Genomic DNA, 18,225 nt, shown 5'->3' with positions numbered 1-18,225 from the left:
TTTCTGGACGAATGCTGGACTTCTCATTCGGGATCCCGTAAGAATGAGCGCAACATCGCTCGGCCGACAGAAGTCGACCCGTGGGGGGGCCATGTGACGCGGAAGATCGCATCACACGGGAGTAGCGAATGGAATTGCAGGAGAGGACTCTGCGGCGACGCAGAGCGGTAGGAGGAGGCATCGCCGGCGTCACCGTCGGCGCGGTGATCCTCGCGAGTGCACTGGTGCCGACGGCGGCGAATGCGCTGGACGCGGCGAATCCGAATGATCCGTCTGTCGCGCAGGGGCAGATCATCCAGCTGCCCGCCGCCCTGCTCGGCGGCCTCGACATCGCGGCGCTCGGACACACGCTGACGAGCAACCCGGCGGCCCCCGGCTCTGAGCTCGGCGGGCTGGACGTCGGGCTGCTGGAGGCGCTGAGCATCGACGTGGGCACGCTGAACGTGCCGCTCCTGACCGACGGCACCCCCGGGACGCCCGGTCTGCTGCGACTCGGCGATCTGGGCGCAGCGCAGAGCTTCAGCTCGTCGCCGACCCAGACGCAGTCGATCGCCTCATCCGGGACCATCACCTCGGGGGGCGCGATCGACACCGGCGCCATCGACGGCAGCGTGAACCCCGGCACCCTCGAGCTCACCGACCTGTTCGACCAGCTCGCCGTCGCCGGACTCACCGACGCGGTTCTCGACCAGGCGTCGGTCGGTATCGGCGCACTCGCATCGCGTGCCGAATCCAACGCGGGAACGGTCACCTCCCAGTACCGCATCGCGGATCTGAACCTCGATCTGCACAGCAACCTGGTCGCCGGGCTCTCGGGCACACTCGCCTCCGCGATCCAGGGCACCGTCACCCCCGTGAGCGATCTCGCCGGCCCCGGCGGAGCGCTGACCGCACTCACCACGACCATCGTCAACACGATCAATGCGATTCCCGACGTGCCGCTCGTCGCGGCGTTCACCGCGACCGGAGGAACGGTCGCGATCGCCGGACTCGACACGGTCGGACAGACCGTGACCACGCAGGTGCTGCAGACACCGGTGGAGAACACGACGGGCTCGGTGCTGGTCGATCTGAACACCGGGACGGTGTCCGTCGATCTCGCCAAGATCCTCGTCGAGACCGGGGCTGGGGCCGACCTCAACTCCCTGCCGGCGAACACCCCGGTGCTGTCGGCCACGACGATCTCCGCGATCCAGCAGGGCATCACCTCCGCCCTCACCGGCACCCACCCCAACAGCTTGAACGGCAAGGTCTCCACCATCCTGAAGTCGACGTTGGACGCGCTCCAGGTGACGCTGACCGTCGGGGTGGATCTCACGGTGCCGCTCACCGGAACGCCACTGGTGTCAGGGGATGTGACGGTCAAGGGCTCGCTGGCGCAGTTCGCCGGCACCGCGACGCCGGTTCCCGTGGTCGCGACCGACATCAGCCTCGCCGGTCTCAACATCGGCGTCCTGCTGAACCCGGTGGTCGCTGCCGTCACGAATGCGGTCGCCACCACGACGGGTCCGCTCGTGAACACCGCGCTGAACAGCGTGATCCCGCTCGTGCAGCCCGCGCTCGCCGCGATCACCGGACCGGTGCTCTCGACGCTCGATCCCGTTCTGCAGGGCGTGCTGGCGCAGGTCGCGACCATCACCATCAACGAGCAGCCGGCGACAGGAGACATCCCCGGAGGGAGCTTCACCGTGCGCGCGCTCGGCGTGAATCTGCTCCCCGCCGTCGGGGGCGGGGTCTCGCTCGACCTCGGATCGTCGACGGTGAAGGCCGCGGTGGCGGCCGTCCCCGCGATCGACGCGGCCGCCACGGTCCAGGCGGGAACCGACCTCCCTGTGACGGGCTCGGGATGGCCTGCGAACACGCAGGTCACCATCCAGGTGACCACCGCCGGCGGCGGCATCGTCAACGACCCGTTGCCGGTCACGACCGATGCCAACGGCGCCTTCACCTTCGCGTACGGGATTCCGGTGGCGACGCCGCCGGGCACCGGCTACATCGTGACGGCGACCGACGGCACCAGCACGGCGACGGACACCACCGAGGTCACTGCTGCGGCAGCCATCGACGCGGCACCCGCGGTGCAGGCGGGCACGAATCTCGGTGTCTCGGGAACCAACTGGCCCGCGAACACCCAGGTGTCGGTGCAGCTGCGGGCTCCCGGCGGCGGTGCGAACATCGGTGGTCCCGAACTCGTGACCACCGACGGCTCCGGCACGTTCACGCTGGCCTATCCCGTCCCGGCGGGAACGCCGGCGGCGACCGGATACGAGGTCACGGCATCGGTCGGCACCCAGACGGCGACCGACACCACCGAGGTGACGGCTGCGCCGGTCGCGTCGATCGACGCAGCCGCGACCGTCCAGGCGGGCACGAGCCTTCCCATCACCGGCACGAACTGGCCCGCGAACACGCAGGTGTCGGTGCAGCTGACGGCTCCCGGTGGGGGCGCGAACGTCGGCGGGCCGGTCACGGCGACCTCCAACGCATCCGGCGAGATCACGCTCGACTACCCGGTTCCCGCGTCTGCGGCGCCGGGCGCGGCGTACACCGTGACCGGGACGGCAGGAGCGGTCACCGCGATCGACACGACCGAGGTGACGGCGGCGGCGACCGTCGACGCGGCGGCGACCGTGCAGGCAGGGACGTCGCTTCCGGTCACCGGAGCGAATTGGCCGGCGAACACGCAGGTGTCGGTGCAGTTGACGGCTCCCGGCGGCGGGAACGTCGGCGGTCCGGAGACGGTGACGACGGATGTGTCCGGCGGCTTCACGCTGGACTATCCGGTGCCGGCCTCTGCGACTCCCGGAGCGGGCTACACCGTGACGGCGACCGTCGGCACCCAGACCGCGACCGACACGACCGAGGTCACGGCCGCGGCGGCCGTCGACGCAGCGGCGACGGTTCAGGCAGGAACGTCGCTTCCGGTCACGGGGACGAATTGGCCGGCGAACAGGCAGGTGTCGGTGCAGCTGACCGCTCCCGGCGGTGGTGCGAACGTGGGCGGTCCGGAGACGGTGACCACCGACGGCACGGGCGGCTTCACGCTCGACTACCCGGTGCCGGCCTCTGCGACTCCCGGCACGGGCTACACCGTGACGGCGACCGTCGGCGCCCAGACCGCGACCGACACCACCGAGGTGACGGCGGCGGCCGCGATCGACGCGGCGGCGACCGTGCAGGCCGGCAGCGATCTGCCTGTCACCGGGACGAACTGGCCGGCCGACACCGAGGTGTCGGTGCAGCTGACCGCTCCCGGCGGTGCGGCCATCGGCACGCCTCGAACCGCGACGACCGGTGCTCTCGGCGGCTTCGCACTCGACTACCCGGTTCCGGCCGGCACACCCGCAGGGACCGGCTACACGGTCACGGCTTCGGTGGGTTCGCAGACGGCGACCGACACGACAGAGGTCACAGCGGCTCCGGTCGTGGTGGATGCGGCGGCGCAAGTCCCCGCGGGCACGAACCTGGCCGTCACCGGTTCCGGGTGGCCGGTGAGCTCCTCGGTGTCGTTGCAGCTGACGGCTCCGGGCGGCGGCGCCGACGTCGGCGGTCCGGTGACCGCGACCACGGATGCCTCCGGCGCCTTCACGGCGAGTTATCCGGTTCCGGCCGGCACCACGCCGGGAACGGGCTACACGCTCACGGCGACCGCGGGTGCGGTCACCGGATCGGACACCACCGAGGTGACTGCGGGCGATCCGGGCGACGTCAACACGAACGCGGCAGCCTCGGCGTCCGCCTCGGCTGACGCGACGGCAGACGGTGACCCGTCGGCTCAGGCAGCTGCGGAAGCCGCTGCCCTCGCGGATGCCACCTCCGCCGCCTCGGCGGCAGCGACGGCTGATGCCACGTCGGCGGCTCAGGCCGCGGCGACGACCGATGCCTCGACCACCGCGACCACGGATGTGACCTCCGCGGCCAACGCCTCGGCGGCCGTCGCGGCGCAGGCGGCCGCGCAAGCGGACGCGTCGGACGACGCGAACGCCGCGGCATCGACGGCGGCGGAGTCGAACTCCTCGGCCTCGTCGGAATCGGCAGCGACCACGGATTCGTCCACGGACGCATCGTCTGAGGCTTCGGCGAACACGAACGCGACAGCCTCGGCATCCGCTTCGGCGAACGCCGACGCCACCACCGCCGCGGTCGCCGAAGCGTCCGCGCAGGCCGCGGCCTTCGCCGACGCCACGGCGGAGGGATCGGCTGCGGCCGACCCGGCGGCGGAAGCGGCATCGGAGGCAGCGGCGACCGCGACCTCGTCCACGGCGGCGACGGCGGATGCCACCTCGGAGGCGAACGCCGGCGCGGCGATCGCCGCCCAGGCGGCAGCGCTGGCCGACGCCACGACGAACACCGCGGCCGACACATCGGCCACGTCGGATGCGAGTACGAGCGCGGCGTCGAACGCGAGCGCGGCAGCCATCGCGAACGCTTCGACCGATGCGTCTTCGGATGCGGTCGCCTCGGCGGACGCATCGGCGGAGATCAACACCAACGCCTCCGCGTCGGCGTCGGCCTCTGCGCAGGCCGACGACGACAGTAACGCCTCGGCGGAAGCAGCGGCAGTGGCTGCGGCACTCGCAGACGCGACCAGCCAGGCATCCGCTGCGGCGGACGTGTCGGCCAACGCCGCGGCCCAGGCAGCGGCGACCACCGATGCCTCCACGGATGCCTCGACCACGGCCACCACAGCGGCGAATGCCTCTGCGGCGGCAGCGGCTCAGGCGGCAGCGCAGAACGACGCGACCTCCACCAGTGCGGCGGATGCCTCGGCTTCGGCCGATGCGGATCCGAACGCCTCGGCGGCAGCGGCGGCGAACGCCTCGTCGTCGGCCACGGCATCGGCATCGGCTGCAGCTGACGCCTCGGCCGAAGCCACGGCTGCGGCATCCGCCGATGCCACCGCCAGCGCCTCGGCGGACGCGGCGGCCGACCCGACCGGGAACATCGCCATCGCGCTCAAGTCCCCGGTGCTGGAGCGTGGCAAGCAACAGACCGCGGTCGGCACGGGCTTCAGGCCCGGCGAGACGGTGACGGGTGTCATGACCTCCGCCCCCGTGGCGCTGGGAACCCAGGTCGCGAACGCGCAGGGCACGGTCACCTTCACCTGGACCGTTCCCACCGACACCGATCTCGGAACCCACACCGTGACGCTGACCGGAGCGACGTCCGGCAGCGTATCGGCCTCGTTCCAGGTGGTGGCGTCGGGTCTGGCCACGACAGGCGGACAGGTCCAGGGCGGATGGATCGCTCTGGCCGCACTGCTCCTCATGCTCGGCCTGGGGGCGATGAGACTCGCGAGATCCCGACGGCCCCAGGTGCAGACGGAGTGATCGCGATGCAGGAACGCTGAGTGGTCGGGACCGTTTCCCCACGGCGGTCCCGACCCTCGGCGGTACGGAGGGAAGTGAATGAGCACGAAACTCGAGTCCTCACCGGAGACCGACGTGTCCGCGTCGGGTGACACGGCCGTGGTGCGTCCGCGTCCGACCTGGTGGGTGAAGCTCATCGCCTTCGCCGCCTGCCTCCTGACGTTGTGGCATATCGGGGCGTCCTTCCTGTGGATCGCGCCGTACTCCGCCCTGCGGGAGATCCCCACACAGGAGGTGCTGGCCGGGTACATGCTGCCGATGTTCGGACAGTCCTGGAGCGTCTTCGCGCCGGAGCCGATCAACGGCGACTACCACTTCAACGTCCGTGCCGTCATCGAGAAGGACGGCGAGCAGGTCGAGACCGGCTGGGTCAGCGCCACCGACGTCGAGCTGTCGATGATCCGCTACAACCTCTTCCCGCCCCGCGCCGGTATCCAGTCCAGCGAGGTGGCGAGTGGACAGATGAACGCCTACAACAAGCTGAACGCCGATCAGCAGGCCGTGGTCGGTCTTGACTTCGCGAAGGACGACGGGGAGGAGTGGATGGTGCGCTCGTTCGAGAAGCTCGAGGGCGACAACCCGTCGACGGAGGCGTACATGGCCGAAGAGCACCTCTCCACCGCGTACGCGACCCAGGTGGCCTATGCGATCTGGGGTGCGGATGCCGTGGTCAAAGTGCAGTACCGCGTGAGTCGTCAGAACGTGGTCCCGTACGAGGATCGCAACGATCCGAGCGCACAGCGGCCCGATCCGACGTTCTCGACCACCGGATGGAGACTTCCCATAGAAGAGGAAGGGCAGAGCCGTGAGAACTTCGCGGACACCTTCCGCGCCCAGTTCGAGAGGATCCAGCCGTGAGCGCGCCGACGAGGACTGCGCCGCGGAAGCCCGGCGCGAAGCAGGACGTGACGAAGAAGGAAGCCCTGCCCCGGAGCACGACGACCGCGCCGGCGCCGGTGTCCACGCCTCCCGCTCCTCCTCGTGAACCCGCGCCCGCTCCTGCGAGCACTGTGCCCCCGCGGTCGTTCCTCACTCGGCTGCTGACGTTCGCCTCGTCGATGATCGGCGGGCTCTGGGCGATGGTGCTCTCGGCGATCGACCGCATCTCTGCTTTCGTCGGCGACTGGCTCTTCAACGGCAAGAAAGCACTCTACGGGCTCGCGGTCACACGTATCCTCTTCGGCGTCACCGCCATCGGCCTGCTGGCCTCGAACTTCAGCACCCGCCTCTACACGTTCGGATCCGGATCGGCCTGGAACGGCGAGCTCGCCGAGCCGGTGAGCGAGTTCCCGAAGATCTGGGTGTTCAGCGCCTTCCATGCCGCGATGGGCAACGACGTGCTGTACACGGCGCTCTACCTCCTCCTCGGAGTGCTCGCGGTGCTGTTCGTCCTGGGGTGGCGGTTCCGGATCGTGCTCCCGATCTTCTTCTGCCTCTGGGTGGGCTTCATCGAGGCCAACGACATGGTCGGCGATCAGGGCGACAACATGTTCCGCATCGCCCTGCTGCTGCTGTTCTTCGCCGACCCCGCGGCCCGGTGGTCGCTGGACGCGAGGCGTCGGGCGAAGTCGGGGGAGTGGTTCGCCCCGAACAGCCAGCCGGCGCTGCTGGGAACCATGTTCCACAACCTCGCCCTCGTCGCCCTCACCGCGCAGGTGTGCTTCGTGTACGCCTCGGGGGCGCTGTACAAGGCGGGGGGTGCCCCGTGGGAAGAGGGGTACGCGATCTACAACCCGCTGCAGACGGCACGGTTCGGTACCTGGCCGGTGCTCAGCGACCTCGTCACCGCCTGGGGGCCGATGGTCACGATCGCGAGCTGGGGGTCGATCATTCTGCAGGTCGCCTTCCCCCTCATGCTGTTGACTCGTCCGACGCGGCTGATCGGCCTGCTCGGCATCCTCTCCTTCCACATCGGCATCGCGGTGCTCATGGGACTGCCGTGGTTCTCGCTCACGATGATCGCGATCGATGCGATCTTCATCCGTGACCGGACCTGGGGGCGGTTGAGTGCGGGGACGAGGCGGCGCTGGCGGGAGGCCGGGGTCGAGCGGCAGCCGACGACGCCGCGAACGGTGAGCCCCGACGCGGAGGCGCAGGCGCGGACTGTGGTCTGACGACAACGCGGCGGGGAGATGTGCCCGCCGGGTGTTGGAGGAAGTGGACAGAGCACTTCGCCCGTGGTTGTGGCAGACCTACCATGGCAGTATTCCCACTTCCCTCTGAGAGGAACGCTCATGGTCGACGCCGCCGTCCGTCCGAAGACGACTCGCCCCTCCACCGACACCGCGGATGCGCACCTGCACCTCGATGTCGCCCGCGTCAACGACGCCCTGATGGGCACGTGGGGTGACGTGCGTCGCCAGGCCCGCGAGATGATCAAGGACTCCGCGTTCTGGCGCAAGGATGAGCTCGGCAAGGACGAACACCGCGAGCGCGTGCTCAGCCAACTGCACCTGCTGGTCGAGAACAAGGCCGTGCACCGCGCGTTCCCCAAGTCGCTCGGCGGCGAGGAGAACAACGGCGCCAACATCGCCGGCTTCGAGGAGCTCGTGGTGGCCGACCCCAGCCTGCAGATTAAGTCGGGCGTGCAGTGGGGGCTCTTCGGCTCGGCGATCCTGCAGCTCGGCACCGAGTCGCACCACGCGAAGTGGCTCCCCGGGGTGATGGACCTCTCCATCCCCGGCGCCTTCGCGATGACCGAGATCGGTCACGGTTCCGACGTCGCGGCGGTCGGAACGACCGCGACCTACGACCCCGAGACGGAGGAGTTCGTCATCAACACCCCGTTCCGCGGGGCGACGAAGGAGTACCTCGGGAACGCGGCCCTGCACGGGGTCGCGGCGACCGTGTTCGCGCAGCTGATCACGAACGGCGTGAACCACGGCGTGCACTGTTTCTACGTGCCGCTGCGCGGCGACGACGGCGTCGATCTTCCCGGCATCGGCCGCGAGGACGACGGCCTCAAGGGCGGACTCAACGGCATCGACAACGGGCGCCTCTCGTTCGACCACGTGCGCATCCCGCGCACCAACCTCCTCAACCGCTACGGCGATGTCGCGGCCGACGGCACGTACTCCAGCGCGATCGACAGCCCCGGCCGCCGCTTCTTCACCATGCTCGGCACCCTCGTGCAGGGGCGCGTGTCGCTCGACGGCGCGGCGTCCTGGGCCTCGGCTCTCGGCCTGCACATCGCGATCACCTATGCCACCCAGCGCCGCCAGTTCGATGGCGCGGACGGGCAGGAGGTCGTGCTGATGGACTACGGCAAGCACCAGCGCCGTCTGCTCCCGCGCCTGGCGACGACGTACGCGCAGATCTTCGCGCACGACGAGTTCCTGCAGAAGTTCGATGGCGTCTTCTCCGGTCGCACCGACACCCCGGCCGACCGCGAAGACCTCGAGACGCTGGCTGCGGCTCTCAAGCCGCTGTCGACGTGGCATGCGCTCGACACGCTGCAGGAGGCCCGTGAGGCCACCGGCGGCGCCGGTTTCATGTTCGAGAACCGTCTGGTGGGTCTGCGCGCCGACCTCGACATCTACGTGACGTTCGAGGGCGACAACAACGTGCTGCTGCAGCTCGTCGGCAAGCGTCTGCTCACCGACTACGCCAAGCAGTTCCAGGGCAAGGATGCGGCGGCGCTCGCGAAGTTCGCTGTCGGGATGACGGCGGGCAAACTGTTCCACGGCGCCGGCCTGCGTCAGCTCGGTCAGGCCGTCTCCGACTTCGGACAGGTGAGCCGCTCGGTCGAACGGGGCCTGCGCGAGGAGCAGCAGCATGACCTGCTCGCGGGCCGTGTGCAGCAGATGGTGGCCGACATCGCCTCGCGTCTGCGCCCCGGCGCGAAGGACAAGGCGCTCGGTGCCCGCCTGTTCAACGAGAACCAGGCAGAGCTCATCGAGGCGGCCCGCGCGCACGGCGAACTGCTGCAGTGGGAGGCGTTCACCGACGCCGTGCACCAGATCGACGACGAGGACACGAAGAAGGTGCTCACCTGGCTGCGTGACCTGTTCGGTCTGCAGCTCATCGAGAAGCATCTCGCCTGGCACCTCATCAACGGACGCCTGTCGACGCAGCGCGCCGCGGCCGTGTCGAGCTACATCGATCGCCTGTGCACCCGCCTGCGCCCGTATGCGCTCGACCTCGTGAACGCGTTCGGCTACGAGCCCGAGCACGTGCGTGCCCCCATCGCGAGCGGCCTGGAGAAGCAGCGTCAGGATGAGGCCCGTGCGTACTACGCCGACCTCGCGGCGACCGGCCAGGCTCCGATCCAGGAGAAGGCGTTGAAGAAGAAGCAGCGCTGACCCCGCCCACGGTTCGTGGTCCAGGAATCCCGCCCCGTCTTCACGATCGAGGCGGGATTCCTGCGTCGGGTGTCGTTCTCAGGGTGCGGCGGTGAGGTCCACGCCGCGCGCGGCGGCCAGCGCCTGGAGCTTCTCGGCGGCATCGGTCTCGACGCACACGCAGGCCTGCAGGCCCGCCGCGTCTTCGTCGCGCAGGAGGTAGTAGCTGTCGGTGTCGGTCAGCTGCGCGCCGCCGGCGTCGAAGAACAGCCAGCGCACCCGGACGAGCACGAGACGGTCGGAGAGATCGCGGCGCTCGCGCAGCTCGAATCCGACGGAGGCCAGGCCCAGCCGCTGGTAGATCGGATAGGACTGCCGCAGACCGTCGATCATGGCGTCGCGGGATTCCAGCACACCAGAGGAACGGTCGTTCACGATCGTCCCGGGCGTCGACCACAGCCCCGCCGCGGTCTCGGCATCGAACGCGGTGAGGCTGTCCGCGTAGCGGGTGAGGTACTCAGAGATCGTGTCGTCGGTGGTGGTCATGGCGCGAGCCTAGACGCGGCCGAGCGGAGCGCCCCCGGCCTTGACAATCGCCGATCCGCGCGGATGGCCGATTCCCATTCGGGGCTGGGTAGTCTCGGCAGGTACCCGATCCGAGGAGTCCGAGATGTCTGCCGTGAACGCCTATGCCGCACCCCGTGAAGCGGCCCCGCTCGAGAAGACCGTGATCGAACGGCGCGAGCTCGGCCCACTCGACGTGCTGATCGACGTCGCCTTCGCCGGGATCTGCCACTCCGATATCCACACCGTGCGCGGCGACTGGGGTCCGCAGCAGTATCCGCTCGCTCCCGGGCATGAGATCACCGGCACGGTGGCGGCAGTCGGCGCGGACGTCACCCGGCACGCGGTGGGCGACCGCGTCGGCGTCGGATGCCTGGTGAACTCGTGCGGCGAGTGCCGCAACTGCCTGCGCGACGAGGAGCAGTTCTGCACACAGGGGGCCGTGCTCACCTATGGCAGCACCGACCGTGACGGCACCGTCACCCAGGGCGGGTACTCCGAGCAGGTCGTCGTGACCGAGGCCTTCGTCCTGCGCATCCCCGATGCTCTGGCGCTGGATGTCGCTGCACCCCTGCTGTGCGCCGGCATCACGACCTACTCGCCGCTGCGGCACTGGAACGTCGGACCCGGCACTCGTGTCGCGGTCGTCGGTCTCGGCGGACTCGGGCACATGGGCGTGCAGATCGCGCACGCGCTCGGCGCCGAGGTGACCGTGCTCTCGCAGACCCTGAGCAAGAAGGACGACGGTCTGCGTCTCGGTGCCGACCACTATCGCGCCACGAGCGACCGCGAGACCTTCCGCGACCTGCGGTCGTCGTTCGACGTGATCCTCAACACGGTGAGTGCCGTGATCGATCTGCGCTCGTACCTGAGCCTGCTCGACGTCGGCGGAGCTATGGTGTGCGTCGGTGCTCCCGGCGAGCCCCTCGAGGTCGGCGTGATGTCGCTGATCGGCGGACGCCGCTCGCTCGCCGGCAGCAACATCGGCGGCATCCGCGAGACTCAGGAGATGCTCGACTTCTGTGCAGAGCACGGCATCGCCGCCGAGATCGAGACCATCCCCGCCTCCGACATCAACGCGGCCTATGAGCGCGTGCTGGCGTCGGACGTGCGGTACCGGTTCGTGATCGACGCGGCCACGTTCGGTTGAAGGCGGTGTCGGTCACCGCGGCTAGCCTGAGCGAATGACCTCTCTTCTCACGGGCCCCGACGCCCGCGACCGCTGCGCCTGGGTGGGCGACGACGACGAGTACCGCCGCTATCACGACGAGGAGTGGGGCACGCCCCTGCACGGCGATCGTGCGCTGTTCGAGAAGATGGCGCTCGAGGGCTTCCAGGCGGGGCTCTCGTGGATCACGATCCTGCGCAAGCGACCGCGGTTCCGCGAGGTGTTCGCAGGATTCGAGCCCGGGATCGTCGCGGAGTACGACGAGTCCGACGTCGAGCGTCTGATGGGCGATGCCAGCATCGTCCGCAACCGCGCGAAGATCGAGGCGACCATCGGCAACGCCCGCATCGTCCGGGGCATGGCCGAGGGCGAGTTCGACGCGCTCATGTGGTCGTTCGCTCCGACGGCCGCGGGTGATCGCCCGGCATCCTTCGCCGACGTCCCGGCGGTCACGCCGGAATCGACCGCGCTGAGCACAGAGCTGCGCCGTCGCGGATTCCGCTTCGTCGGGCCGACCACGATGTACGCGCTGATGCAGTCGGGCGGGATGGTCGACGACCACATCTCGGGGTGCTGGCGAGCCTGACCCTCGGCGATGGGCAAATATCCCCATCGAGCAGTATTCCAGGACGCAGTTAGGATGAACGGGTGCTCGGTGGGCCCGTCGGGACTGCACAGGAGCAATCGAAGAGTGTCACCCTGGGGGGGAACCGGGAATGAAGGCGTTGTCATGGATGCGCGCACGACCGAAGACGCTGGCGTCGGCCGCCGGCGTCACCGTCGGCGTCATCGCCATCACCACGATGGCTTTCACCTATGAAGGATTCCCGACCACCAAGGTCGATCTGAACGACGGCGGCGTCTGGATCACCAAGACCTCGAGCCTGCTCGTCGGGCACTTCAACAACGAGTCGACCGTCCTCGACGGTGGCCTGCGCACCACGGGTGAGAACTACGACATCCTGCAGGACACGAGCAACATCCTCGTCGTCGATGAGAACGCCTCGACCCTGACCGCCGTCGATCCGGCACGCGTCTCGCTCAACGACTCCGCGAAGGTCCCCTCCTCCTCGAAGGTCGCGCTGGGCAACCGCACGGCCGCGATCCTCGACCAGAAGACCGGCGAGCTCTGGGTCGTTCCGGCGCAGGGTGTCTCCTCCTTCGAGGCCGAGGTCAACGAGCCGGTGGCGGAGCTGGGAGCCGGTGCCGACGTGGCGGTGGCCAAGGACGGCACCGTCTTCGGACTCGCGCCGGAGCGCGGCGAGGTCGTCACCGTCCCTGTGGACAACGAGGGGGAGGCGCTCGACGCCTCCGCAGCCTCGGTCGGCGATCTCGATGCGGCCGCGAAGCCGACCATCACAGCCGTTGGACGCACACCGGTCGTGCTCGATCGCGCCGCCGGGGTCGTGACCTCGCCCGGTGGCATGCGCACCGAGATCCGCGGTGCCGACAAGGCGGTCCTGCAGCAGTCGTCCGAGAACACCGACGCGGTGGCGATCTCGACTGCGAACGCCCTCGTCAGCGTCCCCCTCGACGGCAGCGAGCCGACCGAGGTCGACGCGGGGGGCGACGGCACCGCGGCCGCTCCCGTCTGGCTGCGCGGATGCACCTACGGCGCGTGGGCCGGCACGGCGACCTTCATCCGCGAGTGCCCGGGCACGACCAACGACGTCAACGCCCAGGTCGAGGGCGCCGAAGACGCGAAGAGCCTCGTGTTCCGTGTCAACCGCGACGTCATCATCCTCAACGACGCCGTGGGCGGCGCGGCCTGGCTGGCCAACGAGAGTCTGCAGCGCGTCGACAACTGGAACGACCTCACCCCGCCGGAAGGCGAGACCGAGAACGAGGACGACTCGACCGAGGAGACCGTCGAGACGACGCTCCCGGAGCGCAAGGAGGAGAACACTCCTCCGATCGCCGAGGACGACACCTTCGGCGTGCGCCCCGGTGTCACGACCATGCTCCCGGTGCTCGACAACGACAACGACCCCGACGGCGACGTCCTGGTCGCCACGCTCGCCGAGGCCCAGCCCGCGATCGGCACGATCCAGCAGGTGCAGAACGGCGGATCACTGCAGATCGCGGTCGAGGAGGGCGCGTCCGGCTCGACGACGTTCACCTACGAGGCCGATGACGGCCGCGGTGGCAAGGACACGGCGGCCGTCACGCTGACCGTCTTCGACAAGAGCGTCAACACCGCCCCTGTCCCCAAGCGCAGGACGACCTTGACGGTCGAGACCGGCGGCACGATCTCGTACAACATCCTCCCGGACTGGATCGACCCGGAGGGCGACGACGTCTACCTCAAGGACGTGGTCGCCGCTCCCGGAGACGAGGTCGACTTCAACACCGACGGTCAGATCACCTACAAGGCCACGGCGAGCCAGCAGGGGCACAAGGAGGTGCAGGTCACGGTCGCCGACGGATACGGCGAGACGGCCACCGCCACGGTGATCCTCGACGTGCGGCCGGAGGGCTCGACGAAGCCGAAGACCAACGCCGACCACGTCGTCACCCGCGTCGGCGAGCAGGTCACGGTGGCGCCGCTCGCCAACGACACCAGCTCGGGCCGAGAGCTGCTGCGTCTCGGGCGCGTGAACGAGGTCCCCGGCGCGACCATCGTGACCGACGGCCCCAACAAGACGTTCACATTCACCGCAGATGCCCCCGGCACCTACTACGTGCTGTATCTCGCGACCGCCGGTCCCGAGAACGGCGAGGGGATCGTGCGCGTCGACGTGCTGGAGGCGAGCGAGACGGATCTGCCCCCTGTCGCCGTGCGCGACGTGGCGCTGCTGCCGACCGGTGGTGACGTGCTCATCGGTGTGCTCGCGAACGATGTCGACCCCGCCGGCGGCATCCTCGTCGTGCAGTCGGTCTCGATCGAGGACGACTCCGGCGTCTCGGTGTCGGTCATCAACCATGAGACCCTCCGTATCACCGACCAGGGATCGCTCACCGATCAGGCCCGCATCAAGTACCGGATCTCGAACGGTTCCAAGTCGGCCGAGGGCGAGGTCGTGGTGATCCCGATCCCCGCGCCCGACCAGCTCCTCCAGCCGGTCGTGAACGACGACACCGCGATCGTGCGTGCCGGCGACGTCGTCACCATCCCGGTGCTCGACAACGACACGCATCCGAACGACGACGTCATGCACGTCGTGCCCGAGCTGGTCGAGCCCCTCGTCGACCCGGAAGACGGCGAGGCGTTCGTCTCGCAGGACACGATCCGTTTCAAGGCCGGACCCGTCGCGAAGACGGTCTATCTGACGTATGAGGCCGTCGACTCCCGCCAGCAGAAGGACGCCGGCTACGTCACGATTCAGATCCTCCCCGTCGACGCGGACACCAACGCCGCTCCACGCCCTCAGGATCTCGTTGCGCGCGTGCTCGCCGGATCCACCGCGAACATCGCCGTGCCTCTGGACGGCATCGACGCCGACGGCGACTCGGTCGAGCTGATCGACATCGCCTCCAGCCCCACGAAGGGCCGCATCACCGAGACCGCGCAGAACTACTTCACCTACGAGGCGTTCGACGACTCCTCCGGTGTCGATGTGTTCCGCTATCGGGTGCGCGACCGCCTCGGCAAGGAGGGCATCGCCACGATCCGCGTGGGCATCGCTCCGGGCGAGCAGGTCAACCAGAGGCCCTTCGCGGTGAAGGATGCCGTGGTCGTGCGACCCGGCCGTGAGATCTCGGTACCGGTGATGCTCAACGACTCCGACCCCGAGGGCGACAAGATCAGTCTCGTCAAGGACGGTCTCGAGGTTCCGACCGACACGGGGATCACGGCCCGCGTCTCGGGTGACCGCGTGCTGGTGCAGGCGCCGAACCGCGAGCTCGAGACGTCGCTGCAGTACACGATCCGCGATGCGCGGGGCGCGGAAGCCACCGCGGCCCTGCAGATCACGGTCGACGAGGACGTGCCGTTGCAGGCGCCCGTCGCGCGAGACGACCGCGTGCGCCCGACCGACCTCACCGACGGCACGATGAGTGCCGACCTCGACATCCTCAAGAACGACGAGGACCCGGACGGCACGACCGACCGCCTCAAGCTCGCGCTCGGTGAAGGCGCCACGCAGCTCGAGAACGGCAAGGTGCGGGTCACCGTGACGGAGAACCTGCAGCTCATCCGCTACACGATCACCGACCAGGACGAACTGGCCGCATCGGCCTTCATCTTCGTTCCCGCCGAAGCGGACCTCCGGCCGATCCTCGACTCGACGAAGCCGCTCGAGGTCATGAGCGGCGAGACCAAGGAGATCCCGCTCTCGAAATTCGTCACCGTCGCCGGCGGCGGTACGGCTCGGATCACCGAACACGCCAAGGTCACCGCCGTGTATGCGAACGGTGACGACCTCGTGAAGGACGAGACGACGCTGGTCTACACCTCGGCCGACGGGTACTTCGGACAGGACTCGCTCACCTTCGAGGTCACCGACGGCACGGGCCCCGACGACCCCGAGGGCCGCACGGCGACGCTGAGCATCCCGATCAACGTGCTGCCGCCGGAGAACCAGCAGCCGGTGTTCACGGGGGCAGAGGTCATCGTCGCCCCGGGGGAGAAGGCGTCGACGCTCGACCTCGCTGCGCTCACGACCGATCCCGATCCGGAGGACGAGGGCACGCACAGGTACAAGTACGTCAGCGGCGCCGGCAAGGGCATCACCGCCAAGATCGATGGCTCGAAGCTGCTCGTGGAAGCGTCGTCGGATGTCGAGAAGGGCACGGTCGCCTCGCTCAAGCTCGAGATCACCGACGGAACGACCGAGGCGGTCGAAGGCACCGTGACCGTGCGCGTCGGCGCGTCGACCCGCCCACTGCCCGCGGCCAACACCGACACGATCTCGGAAGCGGATCAGGGCAAGAGCATCACGGTGCCCGTGCTCGCGAACGACTACAACCCGTTCCCGGAGACGCCGCTCAAGCTGATGACGGCCGCCACGGAGTCGGGCTCCGGCGGCGCGGCCGTCAAGGGCGATCAGGTGGTCGTCACGCCCGACCCCAGCTTCGTCGGGACCATGGTCGTGCGCTATCGCATCCAGGACGCGACGAAGGATGCCGAGCGCGAAGCCAACGGGCAGATCATCGTCACGGTGCAGGGTGTTCCGGACGCGCCGGGAACCCCTCTCGTCTCGAGCGTGCAGGACCGTACCGTCGTCGTCTCCTACGGGGCGCCGGCGAACAACGGCGCCGAGATCACGAAGTACACGGTGAAGTCCGTCAGCGGCAACCCGTACTCGAAGGAGTGCCGCTCCACCACCTGCACGCTGGACGGCTTGACCAACAACGTCGAATACACCTTCCAGGTGACCGCGACGAACCGCGTCGGCGAGTCGAAGCCGTCAGGCCCGTCGGCGGTCGCCCGTCCGGACGCTCGGCCCGACACCCCGAACCCGCCGACCCTCGCCTTCGGCGACAAGTCGCTCAAGGTCTCCTGGGCCACCCCGACAACTCCCGGATCTCCTGTCGAGAGCTACACGCTGGAGATCTCCCCGGCTCCGCCGTCCGGGGTCTCGCAGAAGCAGGCCACCGGGAACTCGATGACCTGGGAGGGGCTCGAGAACGGCGGCATCTACCAGGTGCGCGTGCAGGCTCACAACCGCGCGCCCGAGCCGTCGAGCTGGAGCGGCTGGTCGGCGTCGGAGGTACCGGCAGGTCCTCCGATGCCCGCGGCCGCCCCCACCGTCGCGCAGCTGCAGGCCGTGGGCAGCCAGGCGCAGATGCAGGTGAGCTGGGTGCCGGGGAATCCCAACGGTGATCCGATCGACTCCTTCGAACTGCAGGTATGGGAGGGCGGAACGCTCCGCAACACACTCACCCCGGGGGCGTCCATACGGTCGCAAGCGGTCTCGGTCCCGACATCAGAGGTGCCGTACACCTACCGCATCCGTGCCCAGAACAAGGCGGGCTGGGGCGACTGGAGCCCCATGTCGGCACCGCGCCGCGGTGTGAACAAGCCCGATGCTCCTGTTCTCTCGGCCGTCACGCCGGGCGATCGCTCGCTCACTCTCACCTGGTCGCGGAGCGCCCTCAACGGCGCGAAGACGACCGAGGTGCAGTACCAGTACTCGATCAACGGCGGTAGCAGCTGGGCGGCGATGCCGGGCAACAACGTGGTCACCGGACTCGCCAACGGAACCAACTACAACGTGCGGGTGCGCGCGGTCGCGACGGTCGACGGGTCGACGTACGCGAGCGATCCCTCCGGACAGATCGTCGGCAACCCGTACGGTCCGCTGAAGCAGCCGGCCGTCAGCGCTTCGCAGAACCCCACCAGCGTCACCTTCAACTGGGACGCGGGGCCCGCCGCGAACGGCCGCTCCATCAAGACCGTCCGCATCCGCATCGACGGCGGCGGCTGGCAGAACGTCGCCGCCAGCGGCAGCCGTACGGTCGGCGACGGGTACAGCCAGCGACACACGATCGACGTCGAGGTCACCGACCAGGCAGGCCAGCAGATCACCCGATCCGCGGAGCAGACGTCCGGACCGAAGCCCGACCCGCGCGCCTGGGTCACCTCGACCGGAAACGCGAACGGACAGCCCAACTGCAACGACGGCACGTGCGCATACTTCTACCTCACCGGCCGCGGCTTCCCGGCGAACTCCAGCATGTGGGTGCAGTGCGCCAGCAACGCGCCGCCTCCCTACGGCGGCACATTCGGCGGACGGACCGTCACGACCGACGGCAACGGCAACATCGATCAGCAGCTCGGCTGCTACCTCGGCATGCGCCGCGGGACGATCGAGGCCTGGGTCGTGATGGACGGCAAGGAATACGAACACAAGGTCTGGCAGTGATGCCGCGCGACACCTCTCCACGAGAACAAGGAACGACA

At 69.1% G+C, this 18,225-nt stretch carries 8 protein-coding genes; 7 read left to right on the top strand and 1 reads right to left on the bottom strand.

Annotation, left to right across the window (positions count from 1 at the left end; translation table 11 throughout):
• Positions 1-128 precede the first annotated feature (128 nt).
• The 4 genes from ACLFA2_RS05560 to ACLFA2_RS05545 all read left to right on the top strand — a co-directional run bounded on the left by ACLFA2_RS05560 (position 129) and on the right by ACLFA2_RS05545 (position 9,670).
• Positions 129-5,330: a choice-of-anchor G family protein gene (locus ACLFA2_RS05560; protein ID WP_347124729.1), complete on the top strand. Its 5,202-nt coding sequence runs from the start codon at positions 129-131 to the stop codon at positions 5,328-5,330.
• A gap of 78 nt (positions 5,331-5,408) precedes the next feature.
• Positions 5,409-6,227: a DUF5819 family protein gene (locus tag ACLFA2_RS05555; protein ID WP_021198472.1), complete on the top strand. Its 819-nt coding sequence runs from the start codon at positions 5,409-5,411 to the stop codon at positions 6,225-6,227.
• Positions 6,224-7,483: an HTTM domain-containing protein gene (locus tag ACLFA2_RS05550; protein WP_401125012.1), complete on the top strand. Its 1,260-nt coding sequence runs from the start codon at positions 6,224-6,226 to the stop codon at positions 7,481-7,483. Before ACLFA2_RS05555 ends, ACLFA2_RS05550 begins: the two co-directional genes overlap by 4 nt.
• A 120-nt stretch (positions 7,484-7,603) precedes the next feature.
• The gene (locus ACLFA2_RS05545) at positions 7,604-9,670 is read left to right on the top strand and encodes an acyl-CoA dehydrogenase (RefSeq protein ID WP_426622173.1); all 2,067 of its coding nucleotides are present in this window, start codon (positions 7,604-7,606) and stop codon (positions 9,668-9,670) included.
• A 78-nt stretch (positions 9,671-9,748) separates the two neighbouring features.
• On the opposite strand, the gene ACLFA2_RS05540 is transcribed toward ACLFA2_RS05545, so the two are convergent.
• Positions 9,749-10,195, bottom strand: a complete 447-nt coding sequence (locus tag ACLFA2_RS05540) for a hypothetical protein (protein ID WP_292762400.1) — start codon at positions 10,193-10,195, stop codon at positions 9,749-9,751.
• Positions 10,196-10,319: 124 nt separating this feature from the next.
• Between ACLFA2_RS05540 and ACLFA2_RS05535 the strand changes: the two genes are divergently transcribed.
• The 3 genes from ACLFA2_RS05535 (at position 10,320) to ACLFA2_RS05525 (ending at position 18,187) form a co-directional block, all read left to right on the top strand.
• A complete protein-coding gene (locus tag ACLFA2_RS05535; protein WP_167254845.1) occupies positions 10,320-11,363 on the top strand; it encodes an NAD(P)-dependent alcohol dehydrogenase in 1,044 nt (347 codons plus the stop codon).
• A 34-nt stretch (positions 11,364-11,397) separates the two neighbouring features.
• Positions 11,398-11,967 carry a DNA-3-methyladenine glycosylase I gene (locus tag ACLFA2_RS05530; RefSeq protein ID WP_426622172.1) on the top strand — a complete coding sequence of 190 codons (570 nt, stop codon included), beginning with the start codon at positions 11,398-11,400 and terminating at the stop codon, positions 11,965-11,967.
• Positions 11,968-12,115: 148 nt separating this feature from the next.
• Positions 12,116-18,187, top strand: a complete 6,072-nt coding sequence (locus tag ACLFA2_RS05525) for an Ig-like domain-containing protein (protein ID WP_426622171.1) — start codon at positions 12,116-12,118, stop codon at positions 18,185-18,187.
• Positions 18,188-18,225 lie beyond the last annotated feature (38 nt).

This window comes from Microbacterium sp. As-52, from assembly GCF_049949185.1.
GTDB classification, from domain to species: Bacteria; Actinomycetota; Actinomycetes; order Actinomycetales; family Microbacteriaceae; genus Microbacterium; species Microbacterium maritypicum_A.
The sequence above is the reverse complement of the archived record's forward strand: the minus strand, read 5'-3'. Positions and strand labels throughout refer to the sequence as shown.

Bases quoted from the DNA above. Each gene is read 5' to 3' on its own strand.
- ACLFA2_RS05560 (WP_347124729.1), top strand. From the start codon at position 129: ATGGAATTGCAGGAGAGGACTCTGCGGCGACGCAGAGCGGTAGGAGGA.
- ACLFA2_RS05555 (WP_021198472.1), top strand. From the start codon at position 5,409: ATGAGCACGAAACTCGAGTCCTCACCGGAGACCGACGTGTCCGCGTCG.
- ACLFA2_RS05545 (WP_426622173.1), top strand. From the start codon at position 7,604: ATGGTCGACGCCGCCGTCCGTCCGAAGACGACTCGCCCCTCCACCGAC.
- ACLFA2_RS05540 (WP_292762400.1), bottom strand. From the start codon at position 10,195: ATGACCACCACCGACGACACGATCTCTGAGTACCTCACCCGCTACGCG.
- ACLFA2_RS05535 (WP_167254845.1), top strand. From the start codon at position 10,320: ATGTCTGCCGTGAACGCCTATGCCGCACCCCGTGAAGCGGCCCCGCTC.
- ACLFA2_RS05530 (WP_426622172.1), top strand. From the start codon at position 11,398: ATGACCTCTCTTCTCACGGGCCCCGACGCCCGCGACCGCTGCGCCTGG.
- ACLFA2_RS05525 (WP_426622171.1), top strand. From the start codon at position 12,116: ATGCGCGCACGACCGAAGACGCTGGCGTCGGCCGCCGGCGTCACCGTC.